Source organism: Idiomarina sp. (assembly GCF_048260185.1).
Taxonomy (GTDB): domain Bacteria; phylum Pseudomonadota; class Gammaproteobacteria; order Enterobacterales; family Alteromonadaceae; genus Idiomarina.
Window position 1 is genome coordinate 338,227 of sequence record NZ_JBLXHB010000004.1, and the last position, 25,850, is coordinate 364,076.

Here is a 25,850-nt window from a genome sequence, read left to right on the forward strand (position 1 = left end):
AGTTAGTCTGCGTCCTCGCTCAGCTCGAGTTTCAGCAGCACTTCTCCGGGCTCTTCACTGGGTAGGCGTTTAAAGCCTCCGCGCTCAAACACGCTGAGCATGGGTTTATTAGCTGCCAGAACATAGGCCTGCATACTGTCCAGCTTGCGCTCTTTGGCAATACGGATCATCTCATCCAGTAACATACCCGCCATGCCGCGTCCCTGGTACTTCTCACGAGTAACAAAAGCCACTTCACAGCTATTTTGAGACTCAATGAAGTAGTAACGTCCTACGGCCTGAATTTGAACCGCTGAGCCCTTTTGGCGAACAATACACAGAGCCAGGTCTTTGGACTGATCAACGCTAACCAAATTGCAGGATTTCTCCCGGGTCATGTTGGTGGGCACTGCGTTGTATCGTAGCTGCAGAGTTTCTTTGGTATGAGAGTAGAAAAACTCCTGCAATCGCCGTTCATCCGATGGATACAGAGGTCTTAAGTCAAAAGACTCGTTATTAATTTTTAGCTTTTTAAAGCCGATATCACCAAGTTCGGGCACATCGACAGGCGTTTGTTGCTGGTAGTTGGGCACCCAGTAGTGTTTGCGTACTTCTTGTAACAGATGGCTACGGAATTTAGGGTGGGCAACACGAATCAGCTCTAACGCGCGTTCGCGGATACTTTTCCCGCGTAGTGACGCCACCCCAAATTCGGTTACGACATAGTGCACGTGTCCTCGTGTGGTGACCACTCCGGCTCCTTCACGAATAAAAGGCACAATGCGCGATACCTTACCGTCTTCGGTGGTTGATGGCAGGGCAATGACGGGCTTACCACCTTTACTTAAGGAAGCGCCACGACTGAAGTCAACTTGTCCGCCAATACCGCTGTAAAACTGATGTCCTATGGAGTCGGAAACAATCTGTCCTGTTAAATCCACTTCAATGGCGCTATTAATAGCTACGAGTTTGTCGTTGCGGGCGACATTGGCCGGCGAGTTAACGTACTCGCTGGGGTAAAAGCCAACGTGGGGGTTGTGATCAACAAAGTCATACAGCGCTTTAGAACCCATACAAAAACTGGTGACGATTTTATTCGGGTGGAAGGTTTTTTTCCGGTTGTTGATAACCCCTTTGAGCATAAGGTGCATAACATCGTCAGTAATAAGCTCACTGTGAATGCCAAGATCTTTGTGGTTGCTCAGGTAACGCAGTGCTGCCGCGCAAATAGTGCCCACGCCAATTTGCAGAGTAGCGCCATTTTCAACCAGCAACGCAATGTACTGGCCTATACGTTCAATTATTTTACTGTTTTCCAGGCTTGGTGGTGCCAGCTCAGGTAGCGGTGCTGCATGTTCCCAAAAGTGGTGAATTTGATTCGTGTGCAGAAACGACTGCCCATAGGTAACCGGCATATTAGGATTAACCTGCGCTATCACCGTATTGGCAGACTTAGCGGCCGCCGCAACCACATCAACCGACACGCCCATAGAATGATAGCCGTACTTGTCGGCGGGGCTGACCATAATTAAGGCCGCATCGAGCGGCAGAATTCCGTTACTGAACAAATTCGGAATGTCGGAAATGAAGCTGGGGGTGTAATCTGCACGTCCTTCGTTAACCGCTGTTCTGACCGTATCGCCACCAATAAAAAAGGTATTTACCTTAAATAGTTGCTGATACTGCGGGCCCGCCCATTTGTTATCGGACAGCGTCATCAACTGCACAATTTCAATATCGTGCAGGTTTTTCGCATTTTCTATCAGGTCATCAATAAGAGCCGTAGGCACCGCCGCGTGCGAACCTATAAAGATCCTCTGCCCGGATTTTAGTATTTTTGACCAGTCTAATTTTGCCTTTGTCATAGCACTGTTTTACCGCAGTGCTTAGCTTTGTGCAATCATTTCAATTGAGATAAACTCGCTGATTAATTAATCATCAAATGGATTAATCCCATGCCATATAAAAATAATAAGTGGGCTATTTATAAGTTAACGTTATTGGTCTTTCTGTTACTACTCAGTTTGGGGGCTGCAAAAGTTCAGGCTGAAGTCGGAGATATTAATGGTGTTACTGTCGATATTTCCCTAGAAAGCCAACTCGATCATTATCTCAACACCCTAGGTGATGAAGAAACAGACTCCGATGCGATTTTATTTGAAGTTTTGGCCACTTTGTCAGAAAAAACGCCTCTAGCGACCTGGGTGCGTGCCAAAAGTTATGAAGCTTTTTGGTATTACTACGACGGTGATACCGAACTAGCTTTCGAAAAGTTAGATAAACTATTACAGGTCGCAGCAGGCAGTGAGAATGCTGATGTAAAGACTGAAGCTCAGGCTACGCAAGTTGAATTACTGCAGGCTGAAGGAAAAAGCGGCGAGGCATTCTTATTGATAAATAATGTTGAAATCCCTCTTTCCAGTGCTCGTATGCCCCGCATTCGTTACTACGCTCATAATCTTATATCCCGAATTTATGCTGACTGGAATAGATATGATGACGCATTACGGCATTTGTTGTTAGCTCAGGATGCGGTGAATGAAACGAATAATGAGAGAACGCCGATTCGTAAACAATATCTAGACTACTCAATTGCTATTATCCAATCGGAACTGAAAAATTGGGACGGTTCGTTGAAAACCATTAATGACGCAATTGATAGCGCCAAAGAAAATGGCCTTGAATATGAGTTGCCCGACTTCTATTTGCATAAGTCTTATGTCGAAGCCGGAATGGGAGACAGAGAGGCGTCACTTGACTCTTTAAAGGGAGCATATCAAGCTGCAATTAAAGATGAGCGGAAATATTTACTGCCGGTTATTCTGAATAATTTTGGCGACCACTATATGTATGCAGATGAATGGGAAGAAGCTCGTGGTCATTTGCAGGAAGCATTAAAGCTGGCTGAAAATGTTGATGACAGAAACATGGCTCAGACAGTTCATTTTAATTTAGGCTTTATTGATGTTCGCCAGGGAAAGACCGAAAGCGGGTTGAAGGAGATGCTCGCCGCAGTGCAGTTCTTTCGTGATGAAGGGATTAAAACTGAGGTTGAACCTATGCTTGGTGAGCTCGCTCTGGCTTACGAATTTGCAGGACAGTTTGAACGTCAGGCGAGCACACTAAAAGAACAAATGACACTCAAGCAGGAACTTTATCAAAACGACCAACAGCAAAATTTAGCTAACCTCCAACAACTTTATGAGAGCAAAGATAAAGAACAGCAAATTGAATTACTGGAGCGCCAGAATGAGCTTAAACAACAGCTATTAGAAATTAATGAACAAAGAAGTGTAATTTGGCTCTTGTTAGGAATCGTGGTGATATTCGCCGCTTTATTCATTTTTTTGCTTTATAGAAAGGCGAGGCGAGCTAATTTACGACTAGAAGAGGCTAATAACTTGCTAGCCGATCAATCGCGTAAAGACCCATTGACCGGGTTATTAAATCGCCGGGCGCTGCAGGAAGAAATGTATGAGCGCAAACAGCACGGAGAAAGGCGCGAAGCATCGGCTCATTCCGATGGATTGATTTTATTGGATATTGATTTTTTCAAGCGCATTAATGATAAATATGGACATGCGGGCGGGGATAAAGTGTTGATGGAAGTTAGTCAACGCTTACAGAAAGTGTGTCGCACAAGTGACAATCTAATACGTTGGGGTGGGGAAGAATTTTTATTTTTAGTGCGTAATGTTGATAGCTCCGATCTGGAGGAAATGAGTGAACGGATACTGAAAGAGATTGCTAAAGAGCCGGTTGTTTATGACGGAAAGGAGATTTTTGTCACAACAACTATCGGTTTTATCCAATTACCATTTGCGAAAATATCTGAGCAGGAAATGGATTGGGAAAAGGTTCTGCAGGTTGCCGACATGGCACTTTACACAGGAAAAGCGCATGGTCGCAATCGTGCTTGCGGTGTAACTGAGTTACATGTTGAATATGAACAAGCGCGCGTCGTACTTGAGTCGGACTTATCGGCAGCTTTAGATAACAAATGGATCTCAATGGTGACTATTGAAGGTCCTCAAATAGATAATAACCGGAGTTAGCTGTGCTGAAGTTATCGCAATTTGGTCCGGGCGCCCTGGTCGCCGCGGCTTTTATCGGCCCGGGTACGGTGGTTACTGCGTCATTAGCTGGCGCTAATTTTGGCTATGCACTGCTATGGGCGTTGCTGTTTTCAGTTATTGCCTGCGTTATTTTGCAAGAAATGTCTGCTCGTATTGGTTTGGTAACTCAGGCTGGTCTGGGCGAGAATATTCGTAATAATTTAACCTTGGGCTGGCTTAGGTGGCTGGCATTGTTGCTCATTTTTAGTGCTATTGCTATTGGCAATAGTGTCTATCAGGGGGGAAATCTTTCCGGGGCTAGCCTGGGTGCAAGCGAATTACTTGGGCCGGTACCTGTACTTGACCGCTGGTTGAGTAATGCCTGGGCGCTTGTCATTGGTATTATTGCGCTATTGATACTCTGGTCCGGGAATGCCCGGGTAATAGAGCGAGCTCTTATCGTTATGGTGCTGCTAATGAGCGTGGCTTTTATCGGTACGTTTCTATTAACAGACCCTGACTGGGGAGCGGTATTCACGGGGACCTTTGGTTTTTCCATGCCTACCGGAGCGACTTTAACGGTCGTGGCTTTAATTGGCACAACCGTGGTTCCTTATAATATTTTCCTGCATGCATCCAGTGTTTCAAAAAAGTGGAAAACGGCAGAAGAGCTGCCTGCCGCGCGACGTGATCTCTTCCTATCTATTCCTTTTGGTGGCCTTATTTCTATGGCCATTGTGGCTACGGCCGCCTCGGCCTTTTTTGGTCAGAAAATTGAGATAGAAAGCGCTGGCGACCTGGCTGAATCTTTAAGACCATTGTTTGGAGACGGAGCCACCTACTTAATGGCAATAGGGTTGTTTGCGGCGGGTATTTCGTCGGCAACAACCGCACCTTTGGCCAGTGCATATGCGCTTTGTGGAATTATGGGCTGGTCGGTTAATTTACGCAGCAGGACTTTTCGGATTGTCTGGTTCTCGATCCTGGTAATCGGCATTATTATTTCCAGCCTTGGTATTAAGCCCGTTACCGTTATCTGGTTTGCACAGGTGGCTAATGGCATTTTGCTGCCCGTAATAGTCGGCTTCCTCTGGTGGCTTTGCCAAAGCCCTCTGTTGGGAAAATATCGCAATTCACTGCTGCAAAACATTTTAGCGGCCATTATTTTTCTGATTTCTGTGGTACTGAGTGGCAGAAGTCTTGGTTCTGCTTTTGGGTTTTGGTAAAACGGTTGAAAAATTTTCATTGACAAAATTCTGAGTTAGCTCTATATCGTCTTTGTCGTATACAACGACAGACTTTTGTTCGGTTTTTAGTCTGTAGGAAGGGCTTACCCATGACCAAGATGACCCGTGAATTACTGTTAAAGAAACCGTTTAACGATTTCCGCAACTATCCTTATGGCTTTTCACGCTCCGGCGACTTTTCAATTCGTGAAAGCGATGCATTGACTCATTATGGTTGTTTGATTACAGCTATGCTGAACGGTGAGTTTAAGCCGACGTTAAAAGAAGACATTGAATTACTGGCTGCGTGCAAAGGCGAACAAGCTCCGGTAAGTACTGTAGAAAAGGTTTGGGCCAAGTATCAGGCGCGAATTCATCGCCCTAAAGTTGCCAGTATGTATGGTCGGGGGAAATTTGCTGATGACACTTTCAGTTCAGCCTCGGACACCGAAGATGACCTTATTGTTGAGGACTGATTTGGCGTAAACGTCTGGGTTTTTGGCGGTGGCACATGTAACAATGGCTGCCGTCAGATTGTTTTGCTTCTTTTTTGGCTTCACTGGCCAGCAGTGCGACATCGTGATGCGATAAACACTCGGAAGGATCAGGCTGAACAACGCCTATAGCAAGGCCCAGTAAAGGATAGAAAACCGGCGCACCGTTTCGGGATAGCGCTTTTATTCCCCCTAAATCAATGTGTTCCTGATGATAAAAGCGGGTAATATCCTGCTCGAAATCCCTGATAATTTTATTACACTGTTGTTCGGTTTGTTCTTTATTTGTGTCTTTGAAAATGGCGACAAAGTCGTCCCCGCCAATGTGACCAATGAAATGACCGTGTCTGAATAATTGCTTTTGCAGTATCTGCGCCAGCCATTTAATAATTTGATCGCCCTGTTCGTACCCATAAATGTCGTTGTAGGGCTTAAAATGGTTCAGATCAAAATAGGCTACGTGAAATGGGCGCGCCCGGGAAAGCTGATCTTCAATAATTTGGTTAATGGCCACGTTACCCGGCAGTTGGGTTAAAGGGTTAGCATGGCGTGCATTGTTAACTTTTAATTCGGTGATTCTGCGTAGTAGGTTTTTAATGGATGCCACGCCGTAGTAAACATCTCTTTTAGTCACAATAATGTGCTGATAAATATCGACTTCGTCGTTATCGGTAATAAGCTGGCTCACTTCTTCCAGCGACGTTTGCCAGTCAACCGAAAGAGGGTGTTCGTCCATTATGTAAGAAACCGGTTTATTAGCATAAAGTGCATGCCCGTAGGAACCGGAAAAGAATTCCATAATTTTTTCTCTGCGGATAATTCCGGCGACTCTTTTCTCATGAATAACGGGCAGGGAGGATAAGGTTTTGTCCTGTGTAAAGGTATCAAGTACCTCCGATGAGCGCGTATGAGCTGATACGCAATGAATGGTATCGACCACACTGGCGATAGTGCTTTGGTAGTTTAATGCAACATGATGATGCGGTAGCAGCAGCGAGGACGGAACCTCCAACACCGGATAAGGCGCGGGTCTGCCAAGCAGGAACCCCTGACAATAATTAACTCCCATGGCCTGCAGTTGCTCAAGCTCATCTGGGGTTTCAATGCCTTCCACTATAACTTTTGTACGCAGACTGGTGGCCAGCGATAAGATACTTTGTACAAATTCTCTTTTTACTGAGGACGTCTCAATAGAATGAATAAAGTATCGATCAATTTTCACATAGTCAGGACGTAATTCGGACCAGAGTTTCAGTCCTGAGTAACCGGCTCCTAAATCATCAATTGCTATCATAAACCCCAGTTTCTGATAATGAATAATAGCGTGTTTTAAGTTCTCGGTATCTTCAATTGGGTAACGCTCAGAAATTTCGATAACGATTTGTTCCGGCGCTATGCCGAATTGCTGAGACAAGCGTAACGTTGAGCCATGAGGGTGGCTGTCGTCCTGCAAGACGTTAGGGTTTACGTTAAGAAACAGCTTTCCCTGCATGGCGTTTTTTTGAAACGCTTCCATTGCTGCCGAGCGACAGGCAAGCTCTAGTTCAGAGAGTAACTGTACCTGGCTGGCCAGAGAAAACAGGCGATCCGGGAACTCAAGTGGGTGACCCTTGGGGCCGCGAATAAGAGCTTCGTGACCAATAACAATTCCGCGGGAAGTGTCCATAACGGGCTGGAACAGAGGATAAAGCTGCTTTTCCTGAATAAGGTTTAGCAGCTCTTTAGTTAAATCAGACCCTGGCATGGTACCCCCTGTTACAGCACGACATAAAAGCTTAGTTTTATTTTATGACAGTGCTATGACAGGAGGTAAGTATTTATCCCTCGCGTTTAATGGCGCGGTGGGCGATATCCGTACGGTAATAGGCGTTGTTCCAGCTAACCTGATCAACCAGTTGATACGCCAATTTTTGTGCTTCTGTAACGGTATTACCCAAAGCGGTACAACACAAAACTCGACCACCACTAGTGACCACCTTGCCATTATCCATTTTAGTACCGGCGTGGAATACCTTCTGGTTTTCAGGTGCGTGATCCGGCAAACCGTGAATGACGTCACCTTTTGCATAGCTTTCAGGGTATCCACCCGCGGCCATAACCACGCCAACTGCAGCACGCTCGTCAAAATCGATAGGTGCCTGGTTGAGCTTGCCCTCAATTGCCTGCTGGCAAAGCTCTACCAAATCAGACTTTAACCGCATCATAATTGGCTGAGTTTCCGGGTCACCAAAGCGACAGTTGTATTCCAGTACTTTGGAGGTGCCGTCCTCGGCTATCATTAAACCTGCGTACAGAAAGCCTTTATAAGGCGCACCTTCTGCAGCCATTCCGTCTACTGTGGGCTTAATGACATGACGCATAACCCAGTCATGGATGGCCGGAGAAACGACCGGAGCCGGAGAGTAGGCGCCCATACCACCAGTGTTTGGCCCTTTGTCACCGTTGTCGCGAGCCTTATGATCCTGGCTTGAGGCAAAAGGTATGGCATGTTTACCGTCAACCATTACGATAAAGGAGGCTTCCTCGCCACGTAAAAACTCTTCGATAACCACGCGGTGACCGGCATCGCCAAAACGGTTACCGGCCAGCATGTCGTCGATAGCGGCATCAGCCTGTTCCTGACTTTCGGCAATAATAACGCCTTTGCCAGCGGCCAGTCCGTCGGCCTTAATAACAATAGGAAGACCCTTTTCAGCGACATAAGCTTTCGCTGGCTCAACCTCGGTAAAGTTTTGGTAATCGGCGGTGGGTATGTTGTGACGCTGCAAAAAGTCTTTGCTGAAGGCCTTAGAGCCTTCTAACTGTGCAGCCTTTGCGGTCGGGCCAAAAGCTGCCAGTCCGGCTTCGTTAAAGCGATCAACAATACCTGCAACCAATGGCGCTTCCGGCCCGACGATAGTCAGCTCTATACCTTCCTTTTTGGCAAAGTTAAGAAGACCGTCGATATCTTCGGCACCAATGGCAACATTTGTCAGGTTTGGCTCACGCTCTGTACCTGCATTACCGGGTGCAACATAAACACAGTCAACTTGGTTTGATTGTGCTGCTTTCCACGCCAGAGCGTGTTCACGGCCTCCGCCGCCAACGACCAATACTTTCATAAGGTTAGTTCTATCCTGTTAGTCTGTAACGGGTTTTTGAAATTTTAAAGTGAAGCGATCACTTTCACCAATGGCTTCATATTTTTCTTTATCTTCATCACCCAGAGTAAGGGTTGGCGGTAAAGTCCAGACACCTTTAGGATGATCGGCTGTATCTTTCGGGTTTGCGTTAACTTCACTGCTTGCGACAAACTCAAAACCGGCTTGTTCGGCTAAGTCTATAACCCAGCTTTCTTTCACATAACCTGAGTCTTTAAAAGCTTCTGCATCTGCTGACTCGGGCAAGCGATGATCAACGATACCCAGCATGCCGTTAGGCTTTAATGTCTGATGAAAGTGACGGAAAGCTTGCAGCACGCCTTCTTCACCTTCCTGCATGTACCAGTTGTGCAGGTTACGGAACGTTAATATACGATCCGCACTTCTGGGTGGCGCTATATCGGTGTCTTCACCTGGCGAGAATTCGGTTAATTCGACGTTCCCGTAAATCGGGTTCGTGGTGAGTTTTTCTTTAAAGTTTTCCAGTGAACGCTGGTAATAGTCACTGTCTGAATTTTCCGGGAAGTGAGCTGCGTATAGCTGCCCTTCGTCGGCAAGGTAAGGTGCCAGTATTTCAGTGTACCAACCGCCGCCCGGCCAAATTTCGACGACCGTCATGCTTGGCTCTAATTCAAAGAACTCTAAGGTTTCTTTGGGATGACGAAATTCGTCACGAGCCTGATACTTGTCAGTACGTGATTCATGGTCAACAGCGGCTTGCAAAGAGTCGGCTTCAGGAGCCGGCGAACAGGCGCCAAGGACGCTTGCTAGTGCAATGGCGGAAACAGAAGTTATTATTTTTTTCATACTATCACCTGTAGAGTTTAGAACTAGCCTATAAGACTAGCCCCCAAACGTTACTGACGCAATGCTGCAATTATCAGCAAAGGTGCTTAGTGACGGAAATGTCTCATGCCGGTAAAGACCATCGCAATACCGTGTTCATTGGCAGCAGCAATGATCTCTTCGTCGCGGATAGAACCGCCTGGCTGAATAATAGCGGTTATACCGGCTTCAGCTGCGGCGTCAATGCCATCACGGAATGGGAAGAAAGCATCTGACGCCATGACCGAACTCGGTACGCTGAGGTTCTCGTCCGCAGCTTTAATTCCTGCAATTTTGGCACTGTAAACCCGGCTCATCTGGCCTGCACCAACACCTATGGTCATGCCGTCTTTGGCATAAACAATGGCATTAGACTTAACAAACTTAGCGACTTTCCAGCAGAACAATAAGTCGGTCATCTGTGCTTCGGTTGGCTGTTTTTCGGTGACGACTTTAAGGTCGTCCTGAATGAAGTCCTGGTTATCGGTGTCCTGTACCAGTAAGCCTCCGTTGACGCGCTTGTAGTCCAGTTGTTCAACAGAGTCCGACCACTCACCACATTCCAGTAAGCGAACGTTCTTTTTGCCGGCAACAGCTGCCTTGGCGCTTTCGCTGACGCTCGGAGCGATAATAACTTCCACAAACTGACGCTCAACAATAGCGGTTGCGGTTGCTTCATCCAGCTCGCGGTTAAAAGCAATAATGCCACCAAATGCGGAGGTTGGGTCGGTTTTAAAGGCGCGGTCATACGCGTCAGTAATGGATTCACCTATTGCAACACCGCAAGGGTTCGCGTGTTTAACAATAACGCAGGCTGGTTCAACAAAGCTCTTTACGCACTCAAGCGCCGCGTCTGTGTCGGCAATATTGTTAAAGGATAACGCCTTGCCCTGAATTTGAGTGGCGCTGGAAACGGTACCTTTTGGCGCATTGCGCTCAGTATAAAATGCCGCCGACTGATGCGAGTTCTCGCCGTAGCGTAAATCCTGCTTTTTCGATACCTGCAGGTTCAACGTACGCGCAAAGTCGTTTTCGCTAAGCTGCTTACCAAGGTAATTTGCAATCATGCCATCATATTGAGCGGTATGCTCAAATGCTGCTACCGCTAAGTCAAAGCGAGTGCTGTGGCTGACTCCATTGTGCTCGTTGAGCTCAGCAAGCACGCGCTGATAGTCATTGGCATTGACAACAATGGTTACGTCTTTGTGGTTTTTAGCTGCTGCACGAACCATAGTCGGACCGCCAATATCGATATTCTCAATAGCGTCTTCCAGAGAACAGCCTTCTTTAGCAACCGTTTCAGCAAAGGGATACAGATTCACTACAACCATATCGATAGGAGCAATATTTTGCTCCTGCATAACATTCTGGTCGACATCGCGGCGACCTAAAATACCGCCATGAACCTTAGGGTGCAGTGTCTTTACCCGCCCGCCCATAATCTCTTCCTGACCGGTATGTTCAGAAACATCAATAACGGCAATGCCTGAGTCACGAAGCAGTTTGGCTGTACCGCCTGTAGAGAGAATTTCAATGTTCTTTTTAGCCAAAGCTTGAGCGAATTCAACAATACCGGTTTTATCAGAAACACTGATTAAAGCGCGTTGGATTGGACGGGTTTCCATTGTTTTGCCTTTCTATACTGAGTTAACTTACGGGGAGGTCAATAAAAAAAGGGCGCCAAAAGGCGCCCAAAAAACTTCTTAATTCATGCCGTATTTTTTCAGCTTCTTGCGTAAGGTGCCGCGGTTAATGCCTAACATGGTTGCGGCGCGGGTTTGATTACCCCGGGTGTAAGTCATGACTTCTTCAAGTAACGGTGCTTCTACTTCAGATAGCACTAACTCGTAAAGTTCTTCAGGATCCTGACCATCAAGCTGACGCAAAAAACTGTTCAATGCTTGTTTTACGGAATCACGCAGTGGCTTTGGCTGTGCGTTATTGCCGATAGTGGTTAGGGGAGATACGTTCTCACGACTAGGGTTTTGATCAAACATAATGCGCTTATCTCTTCTCTACAGTGACAAAATAATCTTCAAGTGCCTTAAGTTGCTCGCTGGCATCCTCAAGACGATTAAATGTTTGCCTGAATTCATCATTGCTGGCTTTTTCTTTTAAATACCAACCAACGTGTTTCCGGGCGATTCTGACACCCTGGTAACTGCCGTAAAATTCGTGCAGTTTGCCAACGTGATGAATAACGGTCTCAGCCACTTCGGTTAAGGACGGCGGGTTTAGCTCCTGTCCTGTTTCAAGAAAATGAGCTATTTCTCTAAACAGCCAGGGATTACCCTGCGCGCCGCGACCAATCATAATGGCGTCGGCTCCGGTGTACTCTAAAACCTGTTGAGCCTGAAGTGGTGTACGGATATCGCCGTTAGCCACTACCGGGATAGAAACAGCCTTCTTAATTGCCTTAATGGTGTCGTATTCCGCAATGCCTTTGTACATGCAGGCACGAGTACGACCATGAATGGCAAGAGACTGAATACCGCAACGTTCTGCCAGCTGCGCTATATCAATACCGTTTCTGTGTTCAGGATCCCAACCGGTTCTGGTTTTCAGTGTTACCGGAACGTCAACAGCTGCAACCACAGCTGTTAATATCTCTTCTACTAACTCGGGATGCTGCATAAGCGCCGAGCCAGCCATCTTCTTGTTTACCTTTTTCGCCGGGCAGCCCATATTTATGTCAATAATCTGCGCACCCATACTCACATTAACGCGCGCTGCTTCGGCCATTAATGCCGGTTCCGAGCCCGCTATCTGTACAGCACGAATGCCCAGCTCTCCCGAATGATCCATGCGCTGCCTGGATTTATCGGTCTGCCATACCTTGGGGTTACTGGACAGCATCTCTGATACTGTAAGCCCAGCCCCCGTGCTGTAACACAGCTGACGGAACGGCTGATCAGTAACTCCAGCCATGGGAGCTAATATGACCTGATTGTCGAGTTGATATGGACCAATCCGCATCGGTTAAAAACTACTCAGCGAAAGGGTGAGGAATTTTAGGGAATTTGCGCAATAAAGAAAAGGCTATTTATTACGCAATTTGAGTCTTTTTTTCATTTTTTACTATTGACAAAGCGTACGCTTGTTAACCAACGCGGGTGCCGCTGAGCATTGCCCAGTCGCCGTCTATAGTCGGGGTATTGAATTTTATGTGCGGTTGGTAAGCCTCAATAACCCCTTCTATTTGCCGTTCCAGTATACCGGATAAAACCAGTTGTCCTCCGGGGGCAACAAAGCCGAGTATGGTGTCAGCAAGCTCTCGCAAAGGTCCGGCAAGGACATTGGCAAGCACCAGCTCAACCTGTATTTCAGGTTGCTGGCTGGGTAAGTAAAGGCTGAATTTATCGCCCACCTTATTACGCTCAGCGTTATCTTTAGTCGCAATCAGCGCCTGTTGGTCAATATCAATGCCAACTACGTGTTCTGCTTTAAATAGTAATGCGGCAATGCCTAATATCCCTGAGCCACAACCGAAATCCACCACGGTTTTGTCGGTTGGTGGGTTGGCGTCTATCCAGCGCAGACACATCGCGGTTGTTGGATGTGTTCCGGTACCAAAAGCCATGCCGGGGTCGAGCAAAATATTAACGGCTTCAGGCTTTGGTATCTCCCGCCAGCTGGGGCAAATCCACAAATTCTCGCCAAACTGAATAGGGTGAAAGTTATCCATCCATTCGCGTTCCCAGTCTTTGTCTTCTAGTGCATCGACTTTGTACTGCAAGTCGCTGCCGAAAATGTTGGACTGTTTCAGGTTGGTAATAATGGCTTTGACATCTGCGTCGGCGTCAAATAAGCCTGTGGCTAGGGTGTGCTCCCATAATATAACGTCGCCGGGGCGTGGTTCAAAAATGGGCGTGTCGGCGCCGTCGCGGTAAGTTACCGCCTGAGCGCCGTTAGCCATGAGCATGTCACCCACTTGGGGCGCATGCTCTTCACTACAGGAAAGGGTGAGTTGTATCCAGGGCATTAATTAATGCCCGCCTATACCGAGTTTTTTCTCAAGGTAGTGAATATTGGTGCCACCGTGCTGGAAGTTTTCATCTGCCATAATCGACTTTTGCAGAGGAATATTGGTTTTAATGTCTTCGATGATCAATTCATTTAAGGCATTACGCATACGGGCAATAGCAATATCACGGTTTTCGCCGTAAGTAATAAGCTTACCTATCATGGAGTCATAGTTCGGCGGTACTTTGTAATCCGCGTAAACGTGTGAGTCCCAGCGCACACCAAAGCCACCCGGAGAGTGGAAGCGGGTAATAGTGCCCGGCGACGGCGTAAAGGTTTCAGGGTCTTCGGCGTTAATCCGGCATTCAATTGCATGACCACGAATGACAACATCTTCCTGGCTGACTGAAAGCTGGCGACCGGCTGCAATGCGCAGCTGCTCTTTAATCAAGTCGATACCTGTGACCATCTCGGTAACCGGATGCTCAACCTGAATACGGGTGTTCATTTCAATGAAATAGAATTCACCATTTTCGTACAAGAATTCAAATGTACCGGCACCACGGTAACCCAGCTCTACACAAGCTTTGGCACAACGCTCACCAATAAATTTACGCATTTCAGGGGTAATGCCCGGCGCAGGTGCCTCTTCAACCACTTTCTGGTGGCGGCGCTGCATCGAGCAGTCACGTTCACCTAAATGAATGGCATTGCCTTGTCCATCGGCCAGAACCTGAATTTCCACATGGCGAGGGTTTTCAAGGAATTTTTCCATATAAACAACAGGGTTGCCGAACGCTGCGCGAGCTTCGTTCTGAGTCATAGTGATAGAACTGAGCAACTCACTCTCTTCGCGTACAACCCGCATGCCACGGCCACCACCGCCGCCTGCTGCTTTAATAATAATTGGGTAACCAATGCGCTTAGCAAGTTTCTTATTACGCTCGTCGTCGTCATCCAGAGGGCCATCTGACCCCGGAACGCAAGGAACACCGGTTTTCTTCATCGCTTTAATAGCTGACACTTTGTCGCCCATAAGACGGATAAGATCCGGCGTTGGTCCAACAAAAATGAAACCGGACTGCTCAACTTGTTCAGCAAAATCGGCGTTTTCGGCCAGAAAGCCGTAACCCGGGTGAATAGCTGCTGCATCCGTAATTTCAGCTGCGCTGATAATACGGGGAATGTTCAGGTAGCTCTCGTTCGCTGGCGCTTTACCTATGCAAATTGCTTCGTCTGCAAGTAAAACGTGTTTAAGGTTTCTATCAACCGTTGAATGAACTGCCACTGTCTTAATGCCGAGCTCTTTACAGGCTCGCAGTATGCGCAGTGCAATTTCGCCACGGTTGGCAATGACCACTTTATCTAACATGACAAATACCTGCGGTTACTTTATTCGATGATAAACAGTGGCTGATCAAATTCAACCGGCTCTTCGTTATCTACTAAAATCTGTTTAACGACACCGGATTTGTCTGCTTCAATCTGGTTCATCATTTTCATTGCTTCAATAATGCACAGTGTTTCGCCGGCATTAACGCGAGAGCCAACAGTAACGAAAGGCTTTGCATCAGGCGATGGAGCTTCGTAGAAGGTTCCAACCATAGGAGAGCGAACAACGTGGCCGCTAATTTCTTCACTGGCTGGTTCGGCCGCCGGTTGGTTTGCCGGAGCAGACTGTGGGGCTTGTTGAGGCGCTTGCTGCGGTTGTGGCGCGTATTGCATCGGTGCAGGCTGCGCACTGTAACGATTAATCCGAACTGACTCTTCGCCCTCGGTAATTTCCAGTTCCGCTACGCCAGATTCTTCAACGAGCTCGATCAGTTTCTTAATTTTTCGGATATCCATGCTAACGTCTACCTTTAGTTATCTGTGTTGTTCAATGTTGTTAAAGCTGCTTGTAAAGCGTATTCATAACCACGGGCGCCAAGCCCGCAGATAACGCCGTCAGCTACGTCCGCTAAATACGAATGGTGGCGGAAGCTCTCACGGCGATAAATATTGGAAAGGTGCACTTCAATGAAAGGGATTTTCACAGCCAATAACGCATCGCGTAATGCCACACTGGTGTGTGCGTAGGCTGCCGGGTTAATCACAATATAATCTACAGAGTCTTTGGCGGCTTGCTGAATCCAGTCAATTAACTGGTGTTCAGCGTTGGACTGACGGAAATCTAATGCTGTTTCGTGTTGTTTAGCAATGGCTCCCAGCGAATCAGCGATATCATCCAGGCTTTGCTTACCATAAAGCTCTGGTTCACGCTGCCCCAGTAAATTTAGATTCGGGCCATTGAGCACTAATATTTTAAAACGTTCTGCCATTGTGCCGCCATTTGCTGTGAAGTTACGAAAACTATTAAAAGTGACCACAACTTTCAGTTTGGGTTCCTATAACAACAGTATTATAGGGAAAAAAAGCAAGATTGCAGCACTTTACTGGTCTTATCAGCGCATTTAGGCACAAGTTTACTCGGAAACTATCTTTTCCAGATGCTTTTCGAAATCTTCAGCGTTCATATAACCGGTCACCCGGTATTCAGATCGTTCGTTGCCTTCCGTGTCAAAGAACAGAATAGTGGGCAGGCCCAGCACCTTGTAGCGACTCAGAATCTCAACGTCTTGCGCATTATTGCGGGTAACATCGGCCTGAATGAGTTTAAACTCCTGAAACTGCGCCTGAACCTGTTCATCTGAAAAGGTGTACTGCTCGAATTCTTTGCAGGCCACGCACCAGTCAGCATAAAGGTCTATCATTACCCAGCGGTCACTCTCTGCTATTTGTTGCTGTATGTCGCTTACATTACTAACAACAGTAAAAAGGCCGTGACTTTTTTGTTCCAATTGCGCTTTATTAACCTGCCAGTAACTGCCTGTAGTAGCTGCCGCTGCCAGAAGTACAATAGTGATAACTTTTGTGGTGGTGCGAAGCGGCTGGCTTATCGAAACAGCCAGAGATACGGCGGCGAGAATAAAGTAAAAAATCCATAGCCACATACTGATACTGGTCGGAATAAGGCGCTCAATTAAGAATAAGGTAACTGCTAATAACAGCCAACCGAAGAACTGCTTAACCACATTCATCCACGCGCCGGCTTTGGGCAGAAGCTTGCCGCCACTTAAGCCGAATAGAATAAGCGGCACGCCCATCCCCAGGCTTAATGCGTAAAGAATAGCGGCACCGCTGACAACATCGCCCGATTGCGCAATAAAGAGTAGGGCTCCTGACAAGGGGGCTGTGGTACAGGGCGATGCGACCAGGCCGGAAATAGCGCCGATAATAAAGACACCAACGACATTGCCACCGCTTTGCTGGCCGCTAAAGCTTTGCAGTTTCGACTGCCAGCTAATAGGAAGCTGTAGCGTATAAGCCCCGAACATACTTAAAGCAAAAAGGGCGAACAATACAGCCAGAACAATTAACACCACCGGATGCTGAAAATAAGCCTGATACTGCATACCCGCCGACGCCACAACCAGACCTAATAAAGAATAGGTAATGGCCATACCCTGAACGTATATAAAGGAAAGCCAAAGTGTGTTTTTCCAGTTACGTTCACGGTTGCCCAGCACAACGCCGGATAAAATGGGGTACATAGGAAACACGCAGGGGGTAAAAGCTAAACCAATACCCAAAGCAAAAAAGAGTAACAATGTAATGATTAAATGTTGTTCACCTATACCGAACAGGCTGCTGTCGGTGTCTGGCGGTGCGGTGGTGGAGCCTGAGCCAGTCTCATTAGTACTGGAGAGTTTGATCTGCTTTTCAGTGGGCGGGTAACATAATCCCGCATCTGCGCAGCCTTGATACTGAACGGTAATGGTGTTGCCGGAAAACTCCGGGTTAAGGGTAAAAGACCACTCAACGTAGTCGCGATACACAATCGATTCACCAAAAAACTCATCGCTGTGAGACTCGCCTTGCGGGAGTTCAGGGACTGCTGCTAACGCATTTTCCGGAACCACCTTAAAGCGGTGTTGATACAAATAGTACTCGGGAGCTACAACCCAACTGACGGTCACTTTGTTGCCGTTAATTTCGCTGTCGAAATCAAAAGCCTGATCTACCGACAAAAACTGATTGTCCTGCTGGAATGGATTCGACTGCACACTATGTGCTGGCGCAACGACGGCAAAAACCAGGGTTAAGGCTGCGAGACATGTGATGAATCTTTGTATCATTTAACTGAGTCCTGTATCCACGTCAGATAATCGGGTAAGCCATCTTCAATATTGATGCTTATTAATTCTGGAGAATCGTAAGGGTGAATCGCACTGATGGTACTTTTTATGTCACTGAAACGTTCCGCAGTCGATTTTATCAGCAAAAGCCACTCCTGGTCTTCATGCAATTCGCCCTGCCAGGAGTAAATAGAGGTCATATTAGGCACTATATTGACGCAGGCCACGAGCTTTTTTTCGAGCAGAGAACGAGCCAGTTGTTTAGCTGAGTCAGAACAGTCTGTGGTGCATAAAATCAATTGCGGGTGCTGAGTCATAGAACCTCCCTATAGCGCCTGTCAGTTTTGCAAATTAGCATAAAAATTTTTGTGCTTCCCCCTTGATAACAAAAATTCCTCCCCCATTTAATGTGCACAAACATTTTTACACGCCCCTTAGGGGTATTAACCACTAACAACAATAGGTTGAGGAGTTATCAACAATGAAACTTCGTCCTTTACACGATCGAGTCATTATTAAACGCATCGAAGTCGAAGCAAAATCGGCTGGCGGCATTGTTCTGACTGGTTCTGCGGCAGAAAAATCTACTCGCGGCGAAATCGTAGCAGTAGGCAAAGGTCGCATTCTGGATAACGGTGAGGTACGTGCACTAGACGTAAAAGCTGGTGACAAAGTGCTGTTCAATGAAGGCTACGGTGTTAAAACCGAGAAAATTGACGGTGAAGAGTACTTAATCATGAGCGAAAGCGACATTCTGGCTGTTGAAGAATAAGACGTCAGATACGCTTACTAGCACAACCGAATAAACGAATTTAAGAGGAAAGCAAAAATGGCAGCTAAAGAAGTCAAGTTTGGTAACACAGCGCGTCAAAAAATGCTGAAAGGCGTTAATATTCTTGCTGATTCAGTAAAAGTGACTCTGGGTCCAAAAGGTCGCAACGTTGTATTAGACAAATCATTCGGTTCGCCAGTTATCACTAAAGACGGTGTTTCTGTTGCGAAAGAAATCGAGCTGGAAGACAAGTTCGAGAACATGGGCGCGCAGATGGTTAAAGAAGTCGCGTCTAAAGCAAATGACGAAGCGGGTGACGGTACAACAACCGCAACCGTTCTGGCTCAAGCTATTGTTAACGAAGGTCTGAAATCGGTAGCCGCAGGCATGAACCCGATGGATCTTAAGCGCGGTATCGACAAAGCGGTTATCGCTGCAGTTGAAGAGCTGAAGAAAATTTCTCAGCCTTGTGCCGACAGCAAAGCCATTGCTCAGGTAGCGACTATTTCTGCAAACGCTGATCACACTATTGGCGAAATCATTGCTCAGGCAATGGACAAAGTAGGCCAGGAAGGTGTTATCACCGTTGAAGAAGGTCAGGCACTGACTGACGAACTGGACGTTGTTGAAGGTATGCAGTTCGACCGTGGTTACTTGTCTCCTTATTTCATTAACAATCAGGAAAGCGGTTCGGTTGAATTAGACAACCCGTTCATTCTTCTGATTGATAAGAAAATCTCTAATATCCGCGAATTACTGCCGGTATTAGAAGGTGTTTCTAAAGCTGGTAAACCTCTGCTGATTATTGCTGAAGACGTTGAAGGCGAAGCGCTGGCAACTCTGGTTGTGAACAACATGCGTGGCATCGTTAAAGTTGCTGCGGTTAAAGCACCAGGCTTTGGCGACCGTCGTAAAGCGATGCTGCAGGACATTGCTGTTCTGACTGGCGGTACTGTGGTTTCTGAAGAAATTGGTATGGAGCTGGAAAAAACTCAGCTGGAAGACTTAGGTACAGCGAAGCGCGTTGTGATTACTAAAGACAATACTACTGTTGTTGACGGTAATGGCGACGATACCGCTATCGACGGTCGCGTTAACCAAATCAAGCAGCAGATGGAAGACACTACGTCTGACTACGACCGTGAAAAACTGCAAGAGCGTTTGGCTAAATTAGCTGGCGGTGTTGCGGTGATTAAAGTCGGCGCTGCTACTGAAATGGAAATGAAAGAGAAAAAAGCACGCGTAGAAGATGCATTGCATGCAACTCGTGCAGCTGTTGAAGAAGGCGTGGTGCCTGGTGGTGGTGTTGCTCTGGTTCGCGCCGCGAGCAAACTGGCAGAACTGCGTGGTGACAACGAAGAACAGAACGTTGGTATCCGTTTAGCCCTGCGTGCGATGGAAGCACCGTTGCGTCAAATCGCAATGAACGCTGGCGCCGAAGGTTCTGTTGTTGCTAACAACGTACGTGCTGGCGAAGGTAACTATGGTTACAACGCTGGTAACGACACTTACGGCGATATGCTGGAAATGGGTATTCTGGATCCAACCAAGGTAACCCGTTCGGCACTTCAGTTCGCAGCATCTGTTGGCGCACTGATGATCACCACTGAAGCGATGATTGCTGACATTCCACAAGATGACAACGCAGGCGGTATGCCAGGCGGCGACATGGGTGGAATGGGCGGTATGGGCGGCATGATGTAAGCCTTCCAACGCGCTTTGAAGAGGGGAGCCTGAAGGCTCCCCTTTTTTTATGGAATTTTTTTCATTATTTGTGTTCTAACATGAAGATGACATCCTTGGCGATTGTATGGGAGGAAGATAGCATGCGTGTTCAAGGTATAGTGGGAACGGCTTTATTAGCCTTTAGCTTCACAGCATTAGCTGGTACGGCTGAGGTTTCCTGGAAAGATGTTGACAGTTACACAGATATTCATCCGGCTGACGGTTCGAGAGAGCGTTATGAGCAAAAGGTGATGGATAAGCTGACGGAGCATTTTCAGGAGTTGGCGGCAAAGCTTCCTGAAGATCAGAAGCTGGAAATTACCGTGACAGACGTTGATTTAACCGGTCGACTGGAGCCGACATTTGGACGCTCGAGCTCTAATTACGTGCGTATTGTTCGGGAAATTGATTTCCCGCGAATGGAGTTTGATTATCGCTTAGTCGATAAATTGGGCGAGGCTATAAAGGAAGGCCAGGCTCACGTAAAAAACATGAGATTCAATTACGATAGCCTGGCATCACGGGTGCGTCGGAACGACTTATATTTTGAAGAAGAAATGTTAACCCACTGGTTTGAAGAAACGCTTATTAGCCAGCCTGGCGAATAGCTTTAAGACGAGCAAGAGTTTCGGTCATTAACTGTAATTGTTGTACCAGTAACTGCAACTGCTGCTCGTTTTCTTTGTCCTGCTGCCATTTTTCAAAGTTGGCAGCAATTTCATTAAGGTAGGGCTGAAAACGGTTACCCGTGCTTTCAAAGACAGTTTGCTCAGCGAAAACGCCCTGGAACTTGGCTTTGCCTTGTTGACGCAGATCATCAAGGTACTGGTCTGCATCAATAACCTGACGATACAGTTGCTGAAGATGATCCTGTAGTTTGTTTTCTACACTTTCCAGGTTATCGCTCATAGTTTTTCCTCTGTTAATGTATTAGTGCCGTCCGGCATGATAGCTGTTTTACTGAGCTCGCCAGCTTCCTCTCTGACCAGACGAGGAACCAGAAACCCAGGTAGTTCATGAGTCATTTTTTGCCACAAGGCTTGTGCCTTCTCGTCACTAACTGCGAAATGACTCGCGCCTTCAACTTTGTCCAGCTGGTGCAAATAGTAGGGCATAACCCGGGCACTAAATAACTTTTCACTCAGCTCGGTAAGCGCGGCTAAATTATCATTTACTCCGCTAAGTAAAACGCTCTGGTTCAGTAAATGGATACCCGCGTGATGCCAGTCATCGAGTGCCCTGGCTAACTCAGGAGAAATCTCATTTGCATGATTCGCGTGAAGCACCAGAACACTTTGCAATCGGCTGTTGCTGAGCACTTCTTTAAGCTTATGCGTCAGGCGGGAGGGTATCACGACTGGCAACCGGCTATGAATACGTAAACGGGTGAGTTGGGGCAATAATTCAAATTCGTTGATCAAATCCTTAAGGCGGTTATCGTTCGCCATCAAAGGGTCGCCGCCACTCAGAATCACCTCATTAATTTCCGGGTGCTGCCGGATGTATTCCAGTGTCTCCGTCAGCTGGCGTTTACTGAAGGTTAATTCGTCGTAAGGAAAGTGACGTCGGAAGCAATAACGACAATTGACCGCACAGCCGCCTTGCAGTATCAACAATACTCGGCTTTTATACTTATGCAGAAGACCATTTACGGGACCTTGCTGCTCTTGCAGGGGGTCGGTGCTGTAACCGGGAGCCGAATCAAACTCGTTGTGTAAAGGAAGAACCTGACGTAATAATGGGTCGTTACTGTCCTGTACTTTCATTTGTGCAACAAAAGGCTTCGGCACGCGCATAGCAAAGAGCTGACGGGCTTTGATATCGTCACTAAATAATGCGGGATCGAGTTTGAGTGCACGTAGCAGTTCTTCTGGCTGGGTATAGGCTTGTTTCAGCTCGAACTGCCAGTCAGGACGATCATTTATAGAGATAGGATACGCTGGCTCAGGCACTACGCCTCCGCGACTGCTGCAAATACTCCATATTTTACCTGAAAAAAGTCGCTATTTGTTTTATTATTGCGCGCAAATGATCAGGCATTTACAAAGGAAAGTCTTGTTATGGCGAATTATAGTACGAGTGAATTTAAAGGTGGTTTAAAAATCATGCAGGACGGCGAGCCATGCTCGATCGTTGAAAATGAGATGGTTAAGCCTGGTAAAGGTCAGGCTTTTAACCGCGTTAAAATTCGCAAATTAATCAGCGGGAAAGTGGTTGAGAAAACCTTCAAGTCGGGCGAATCCGTTGAAGGCGCTGATGTTATTGAGTTGGAGCTGTCTTATCTTTATAACGACGGTGAGTTCTGGCACTTCATGAATAACGAAACTTTTGAGCAAGTTCCTGCTGACGCAAAGGCGGTAGGCGAAGCGGAGAAATGGTTAGTCGAGCAGGATGTTTGTACTCTGACTCTGTGGGAAGGGAAGCCTATTAATGTGCAGCCGCCAAACTTTGTTGAATTGGAAATTACTGAAACTGACCCCGGGCTTAAAGGTGATACCGCCGGTACGGGTGGTAAACCTGCCACACTGAGTACAGGCGCGGTTGTTCGTGTTCCGTTATTTGTACAAATTGGCGAAGTGATCAAAGTTGATACTCGCTCGGGCGAATACGTTTCCCGCGTTCAAAAGTAAATAGATATGACGACCGACTGGCGGCCAGCAGCAGATTGGTCAGTGCTTGTTAAACGCGCTGATTTCATGCGGCAAGTCCGCCAGTTTTTTTATGAAAGAAAGGTAACCGAAGTCGATACGCATTTGTTGTCTCAGTTTGGGGTAACAGATTGCCACCTGAATAATCTCACCACGGAGTTTAAGTACCCGTTGGCTTCCGGAAATAGAACACTCTATTTGCAGACCTCTCCCGAATACGCCATGAAGAGAATTCTTGCAGCTTATGGAAAAGATATTTATCAATTGAGCCATGTGGTTCGCGACGACGAAATAGGCCGTTTTCATAATCCGGAATTTACTTTACTTGAGTGGTATCGGGTGGGATACAACGATATTCAGTTAATTGTAGAGGTTTCAGAACTACTGACTGAAATGTGTGACGCACCGAAAACGAAAGTTATCACTTACCAGCAGTGTTTTGTTGATTACCTGGGCGAAGACCCTTTGACGACTGCCGGTGTTGAAAGCATCAGGCAGCAGCTTATTGAACAACCCGCTTTAACGGACTGGATGTCCATAGAAGCCGACGAAAATACCATTCTTCAAGTCGCCTTTTCGGAATTAATAGAAGGCCAGTTTCCTGCGGAGATACCGGTTTGCGTCACCGAGTTTCCAAAGTCGCAAGCTGCTTTGGCCAAAATTGACCAGCATAATCCGCGTGTCTCCAGACGATTTGAGTTTTATTATCAGGGAGTGGAATTGGCCAATGGTTATAATGAGCTTGCTGATCCAGCAGAGCAACGCCTGCGCTTTGACCAGGATAACCAACGACGTAAACAGCTGAATTTGCCCACACAGCCCGAAGATACTCGTTTATTGGCGGCGTTAGAATCGGGGTTCCCCGCTTGCTCCGGCGTAGCACTAGGGTTTGATCGTCTGCTAATGATTGCCTGCGGGGCGAAATCAATAACCGAAGTGCTGCCTTTTTCTATCCAAACTGCTTGATCAGAATCGCCTGAGAAAACAATTTTTTCTGATCTCCCTTGGCTATTCTTTTCGTATGTTATAATATTACAGCTTAGATTTATGCAAAAGGTAGTTTTAGTATGTCAGCAACAGCATCCAAAAATTTGGATAAAGCAGGAATTTGGGTCACCACTTTGTGTGCGATTCATTGCTTATTGCTGCCTGTTATTCTGCCGTTGTTAGCTATGGCCGGCTTGGCTTTTATCGGTGAAGATTTACTGGAAAATGCTATTTTAGGCCTTAGCGTCGTTATCGGGCTTCTATCTCTTATTAGCGGAGCGCGAAAGCACGGTCAATGGCACCTGTTGTCATTATTGCTGTTAGGCGCATTTATCTACTCCCAACGCGATATTCTCGGACACTGGGGTGAGCCTGTCATTATTCTATTCGGTGCCGGCCTTATTATTTATGCTCATGTCTCGAATCTTCGCTTAAGCCGTAAGCTTAATTTTGCCCCGGTTGCGGAAGAGCCCGTTAAAGGTTAACTCTTCCTTTCCAGAACAACGCCCGTTTCAATGTGGTCTGTGTAGGGAAACTGATCGAACATTGCCGCTGCAGTCACTTTATGGCTACTGGATAAATCATGAATGTTCTCTGTCAAAGTTTCCGGATTACAGGAAATATAAATTATCCTTTGATACTTAGACACCAACTTTAATGTGTCTTTATCTAAACCTGCTCTGGGCGGATCGACCAATACGGTTTTACAATCAAAACTGTGAATGTCGGCATCAGCCGCCCGTTTAGATTCCAGCTCTCCGCTTAACGCTGCGCTAAACTCTTCGGCAGACATACGAACGACGGTGACATTTCCAATATTGTTCAGTTCTGCGTTCTCGCGAGCTGCCGCAACAGAACTTTTGCTAATTTCAGTAGCTAAAACGCGATTAAAGTTCTCAGCCAGCGGTAAGGTAAAATTGCCGTTGCCGCAATAGAGCTCTAGTAAGTCATGCGAATTGTTGCCAGCGTGGCGTTTAGCCCAACTGATCATTTGCTGATTAATAATGGCATTTGGTTGAGTGAAGCTGTTCTCTGTTTGTAGAGACAGATAGCTTTTGCCATCAACCTTGACTTCTTCGGTGACGCTTTCTTTATATAGCACTCGTTTTTGCTTACGAGCTCTCCCTATAACCTCAACCTTAGCTATAGAGGTCAGCGCTTCGCGGAGTTGAATGGCTTCCTGCTCCCATTGGTCATCTAAAGGGCGATGGTAGAGTAAAGAGATGATGGCTTCGCCGGTGGTGGTAGTCAGGAAATCCACTTGAAACAGTTTGCGACGTAAAACATCATTCGGTTTTAATAAACTAATAAGCTCTTTCATTAGTTCATTAATAAGCAGGCTCCCTGGTATGAATTCATCCATGCGGATTTTTTCACGTGTTTCAGGGTTAAACATAATGTAGTACAAGTCGTCGCCTTCGTGCCAAACCCGAAACTCAGCACGCATACGATAGTGACTAGCGGGCGATTCAAACACTTCCACTTCATTAATGTGAAAAAGACGAAACATCTCTCTGACCCGCTCTGCCTTCTGTGCGAGTTGTTGTGGGTATTCAGATGTATCGATTCGTTTGTAAGTCATTATGAAGTTACGCCATATTTGCCAGTAATTAGTCAGGCTTCTATTTTACGCATCAATGCCTTTATGTGCCAACGCCCTTTATTTATGTTGGATTTGATCACATTTGCTGAAACTTTACGCAGTCAGTAAAAAAACAGTTAGAAAGGTGCTAAAAGCGCTTGACGGGACGAGTTAAATCTCTAAAATGCGCTCCACGTTCAAGGCAGGCAACGAAGCCGCCGAAAACCTAAGTTTTCTAAAAAATCTTTTTTCAAAAAAGTATTGACGGAAAACACA

General features: G+C 46.7%; 25 protein-coding genes. 9 read left to right on the plus strand and 16 right to left on the minus strand.

Annotated features, from left to right (window positions below; all coding sequences use genetic code 11):
- Positions 1–2: 2 nt before the first annotated feature.
- Positions 3–1,844 carry a GNAT family N-acetyltransferase gene (locus tag ACN0RF_RS11010; RefSeq protein ID WP_417439033.1) on the minus strand — a complete coding sequence of 614 codons (1,842 nt, stop codon included), beginning with the start codon at positions 1,842–1,844 and terminating at the stop codon, positions 3–5.
- Between the two features lie 90 nt (positions 1,845–1,934).
- Here ACN0RF_RS11010 and ACN0RF_RS11015 point away from each other — a divergent pair, with 90 nt between their 5' ends.
- The 3 genes from ACN0RF_RS11015 (at position 1,935) to maoP (ending at position 5,736) form a co-directional block, all read left to right on the plus strand.
- Positions 1,935–4,034 carry a diguanylate cyclase domain-containing protein gene (locus ACN0RF_RS11015; RefSeq protein ID WP_417439034.1) on the plus strand — a complete coding sequence of 700 codons (2,100 nt, stop codon included), beginning with the start codon at positions 1,935–1,937 and terminating at the stop codon, positions 4,032–4,034.
- 2 nt (positions 4,035–4,036) lie between these two features.
- A complete protein-coding gene (locus ACN0RF_RS11020) occupies positions 4,037–5,260 on the plus strand; it encodes an Nramp family divalent metal transporter (protein ID WP_417439035.1) in 1,224 nt (407 codons plus the stop codon).
- 110 nt (positions 5,261–5,370) lie between these two features.
- A complete protein-coding gene (gene maoP, locus ACN0RF_RS11025) occupies positions 5,371–5,736 on the plus strand; it encodes a DUF413 domain-containing protein (protein ID WP_272988573.1) in 366 nt (121 codons plus the stop codon).
- Here the strand turns inward: maoP and ACN0RF_RS11030 are convergent.
- From ACN0RF_RS11030 to cutA, 12 genes are all read right to left on the minus strand, one after another.
- Entirely contained in the window at positions 5,720–7,498 is a 1,779-nt protein-coding gene (locus ACN0RF_RS11030) for a bifunctional diguanylate cyclase/phosphodiesterase (RefSeq protein WP_417439036.1), read from the minus strand. The two genes, maoP and ACN0RF_RS11030, sit on opposite strands and share 17 nt — an antisense overlap.
- 73 nt (positions 7,499–7,571) lie before the next feature.
- Complete coding sequence (gene purD / locus ACN0RF_RS11035) at positions 7,572–8,855, minus strand: phosphoribosylamine--glycine ligase (protein WP_287796274.1); 1,284 nt, start codon at positions 8,853–8,855, stop codon at positions 7,572–7,574.
- An 18-nt stretch (positions 8,856–8,873) separates the two neighbouring features.
- Positions 8,874–9,701 carry a class I SAM-dependent methyltransferase gene (locus ACN0RF_RS11040; RefSeq protein WP_417439037.1) on the minus strand — a complete coding sequence of 276 codons (828 nt, stop codon included), beginning with the start codon at positions 9,699–9,701 and terminating at the stop codon, positions 8,874–8,876.
- A gap of 86 nt (positions 9,702–9,787) precedes the next feature.
- Positions 9,788–11,344, minus strand: coding sequence for a bifunctional phosphoribosylaminoimidazolecarboxamide formyltransferase/IMP cyclohydrolase (purH, locus tag ACN0RF_RS11045; RefSeq protein WP_417439038.1), 1,557 nt, complete (start codon positions 11,342–11,344; stop codon positions 9,788–9,790).
- Between the two features lie 78 nt (positions 11,345–11,422).
- Positions 11,423–11,716: a DNA-binding transcriptional regulator Fis gene (fis, locus tag ACN0RF_RS11050; protein ID WP_011235515.1), complete on the minus strand. Its 294-nt coding sequence runs from the start codon at positions 11,714–11,716 to the stop codon at positions 11,423–11,425.
- Between the two features lie 7 nt (positions 11,717–11,723).
- The gene (dusB, locus tag ACN0RF_RS11055) at positions 11,724–12,695 is read right to left on the minus strand and encodes a tRNA dihydrouridine synthase DusB (RefSeq protein ID WP_417439039.1); all 972 of its coding nucleotides are present in this window, start codon (positions 12,693–12,695) and stop codon (positions 11,724–11,726) included.
- A 124-nt stretch (positions 12,696–12,819) separates the two neighbouring features.
- On the minus strand, positions 12,820–13,701 hold the full coding sequence (gene prmA, locus ACN0RF_RS11060) for a 50S ribosomal protein L11 methyltransferase (RefSeq protein WP_417439040.1): 882 nt from the start codon (positions 13,699–13,701) through the stop codon (positions 12,820–12,822).
- Positions 13,702–13,704: 3 nt separating this feature from the next.
- The gene (gene accC / locus ACN0RF_RS11065; protein WP_011235512.1) at positions 13,705–15,054 is read right to left on the minus strand and encodes an acetyl-CoA carboxylase biotin carboxylase subunit; all 1,350 of its coding nucleotides are present in this window, start codon (positions 15,052–15,054) and stop codon (positions 13,705–13,707) included.
- A gap of 20 nt (positions 15,055–15,074) precedes the next feature.
- The gene (gene accB, locus ACN0RF_RS11070; protein ID WP_317497547.1) at positions 15,075–15,530 is read right to left on the minus strand and encodes an acetyl-CoA carboxylase biotin carboxyl carrier protein; all 456 of its coding nucleotides are present in this window, start codon (positions 15,528–15,530) and stop codon (positions 15,075–15,077) included.
- A gap of 14 nt (positions 15,531–15,544) precedes the next feature.
- Positions 15,545–16,003: a type II 3-dehydroquinate dehydratase gene (aroQ, locus tag ACN0RF_RS11075; RefSeq protein ID WP_417439041.1), complete on the minus strand. Its 459-nt coding sequence runs from the start codon at positions 16,001–16,003 to the stop codon at positions 15,545–15,547.
- A gap of 144 nt (positions 16,004–16,147) precedes the next feature.
- Positions 16,148–17,860 carry a protein-disulfide reductase DsbD gene (locus ACN0RF_RS11080; protein ID WP_417439042.1) on the minus strand — a complete coding sequence of 571 codons (1,713 nt, stop codon included), beginning with the start codon at positions 17,858–17,860 and terminating at the stop codon, positions 16,148–16,150.
- Entirely contained in the window at positions 17,857–18,177 is a 321-nt protein-coding gene (gene cutA / locus ACN0RF_RS11085; RefSeq protein ID WP_417439043.1) for a divalent-cation tolerance protein CutA, read from the minus strand. The genes ACN0RF_RS11080 and cutA overlap by 4 nt, the downstream gene beginning before the upstream one ends.
- A gap of 164 nt (positions 18,178–18,341) precedes the next feature.
- On the opposite strand from cutA, the gene ACN0RF_RS11090 reads away from it, so the two are divergent.
- The 3 genes from ACN0RF_RS11090 (at position 18,342) to ACN0RF_RS11100 (ending at position 20,965) form a co-directional block, all read left to right on the plus strand.
- Positions 18,342–18,632, plus strand: a complete 291-nt coding sequence (locus tag ACN0RF_RS11090; RefSeq protein WP_417439044.1) for a co-chaperone GroES — start codon at positions 18,342–18,344, stop codon at positions 18,630–18,632.
- Positions 18,633–18,689: 57 nt separating this feature from the next.
- On the plus strand, positions 18,690–20,336 hold the full coding sequence (gene groL, locus ACN0RF_RS11095) for a chaperonin GroEL (protein ID WP_417439045.1): 1,647 nt from the start codon (positions 18,690–18,692) through the stop codon (positions 20,334–20,336).
- Between the two features lie 122 nt (positions 20,337–20,458).
- Positions 20,459–20,965: a DUF3016 domain-containing protein gene (locus ACN0RF_RS11100; RefSeq protein WP_417439046.1), complete on the plus strand. Its 507-nt coding sequence runs from the start codon at positions 20,459–20,461 to the stop codon at positions 20,963–20,965.
- Here ACN0RF_RS11100 and ACN0RF_RS11105 read toward each other — a convergent pair.
- Both ACN0RF_RS11105 and epmB read right to left on the minus strand, forming a co-directional pair.
- A complete protein-coding gene (locus tag ACN0RF_RS11105) occupies positions 20,946–21,266 on the minus strand; it encodes a hypothetical protein (protein WP_417439047.1) in 321 nt (106 codons plus the stop codon). The two genes, ACN0RF_RS11100 and ACN0RF_RS11105, sit on opposite strands and share 20 nt — an antisense overlap.
- Entirely contained in the window at positions 21,263–22,309 is a 1,047-nt protein-coding gene (gene epmB / locus ACN0RF_RS11110) for an EF-P beta-lysylation protein EpmB (protein ID WP_417439048.1), read from the minus strand. The genes ACN0RF_RS11105 and epmB overlap by 4 nt, the downstream gene beginning before the upstream one ends.
- A 108-nt stretch (positions 22,310–22,417) precedes the next feature.
- On the opposite strand from epmB, the gene efp reads away from it, so the two are divergent.
- The 3 genes from efp (at position 22,418) to ACN0RF_RS11125 (ending at position 24,477) form a co-directional block, all read left to right on the plus strand.
- Positions 22,418–22,987 carry an elongation factor P gene (efp, locus tag ACN0RF_RS11115; protein WP_417439049.1) on the plus strand — a complete coding sequence of 190 codons (570 nt, stop codon included), beginning with the start codon at positions 22,418–22,420 and terminating at the stop codon, positions 22,985–22,987.
- 6 nt (positions 22,988–22,993) lie between these two features.
- Entirely contained in the window at positions 22,994–23,971 is a 978-nt protein-coding gene (gene epmA / locus ACN0RF_RS11120) for an EF-P lysine aminoacylase EpmA (protein ID WP_417439050.1), read from the plus strand.
- Between the two features lie 101 nt (positions 23,972–24,072).
- Positions 24,073–24,477, plus strand: a complete 405-nt coding sequence (locus ACN0RF_RS11125; RefSeq protein WP_417439051.1) for a MerC domain-containing protein — start codon at positions 24,073–24,075, stop codon at positions 24,475–24,477.
- Here the strand turns inward: ACN0RF_RS11125 and trmA are convergent.
- Entirely contained in the window at positions 24,474–25,574 is a 1,101-nt protein-coding gene (trmA, locus tag ACN0RF_RS11130; protein ID WP_417439052.1) for a tRNA (uridine(54)-C5)-methyltransferase TrmA, read from the minus strand. The two genes, ACN0RF_RS11125 and trmA, sit on opposite strands and share 4 nt — an antisense overlap.
- Positions 25,575–25,850: the final 276 nt, after the last annotated feature.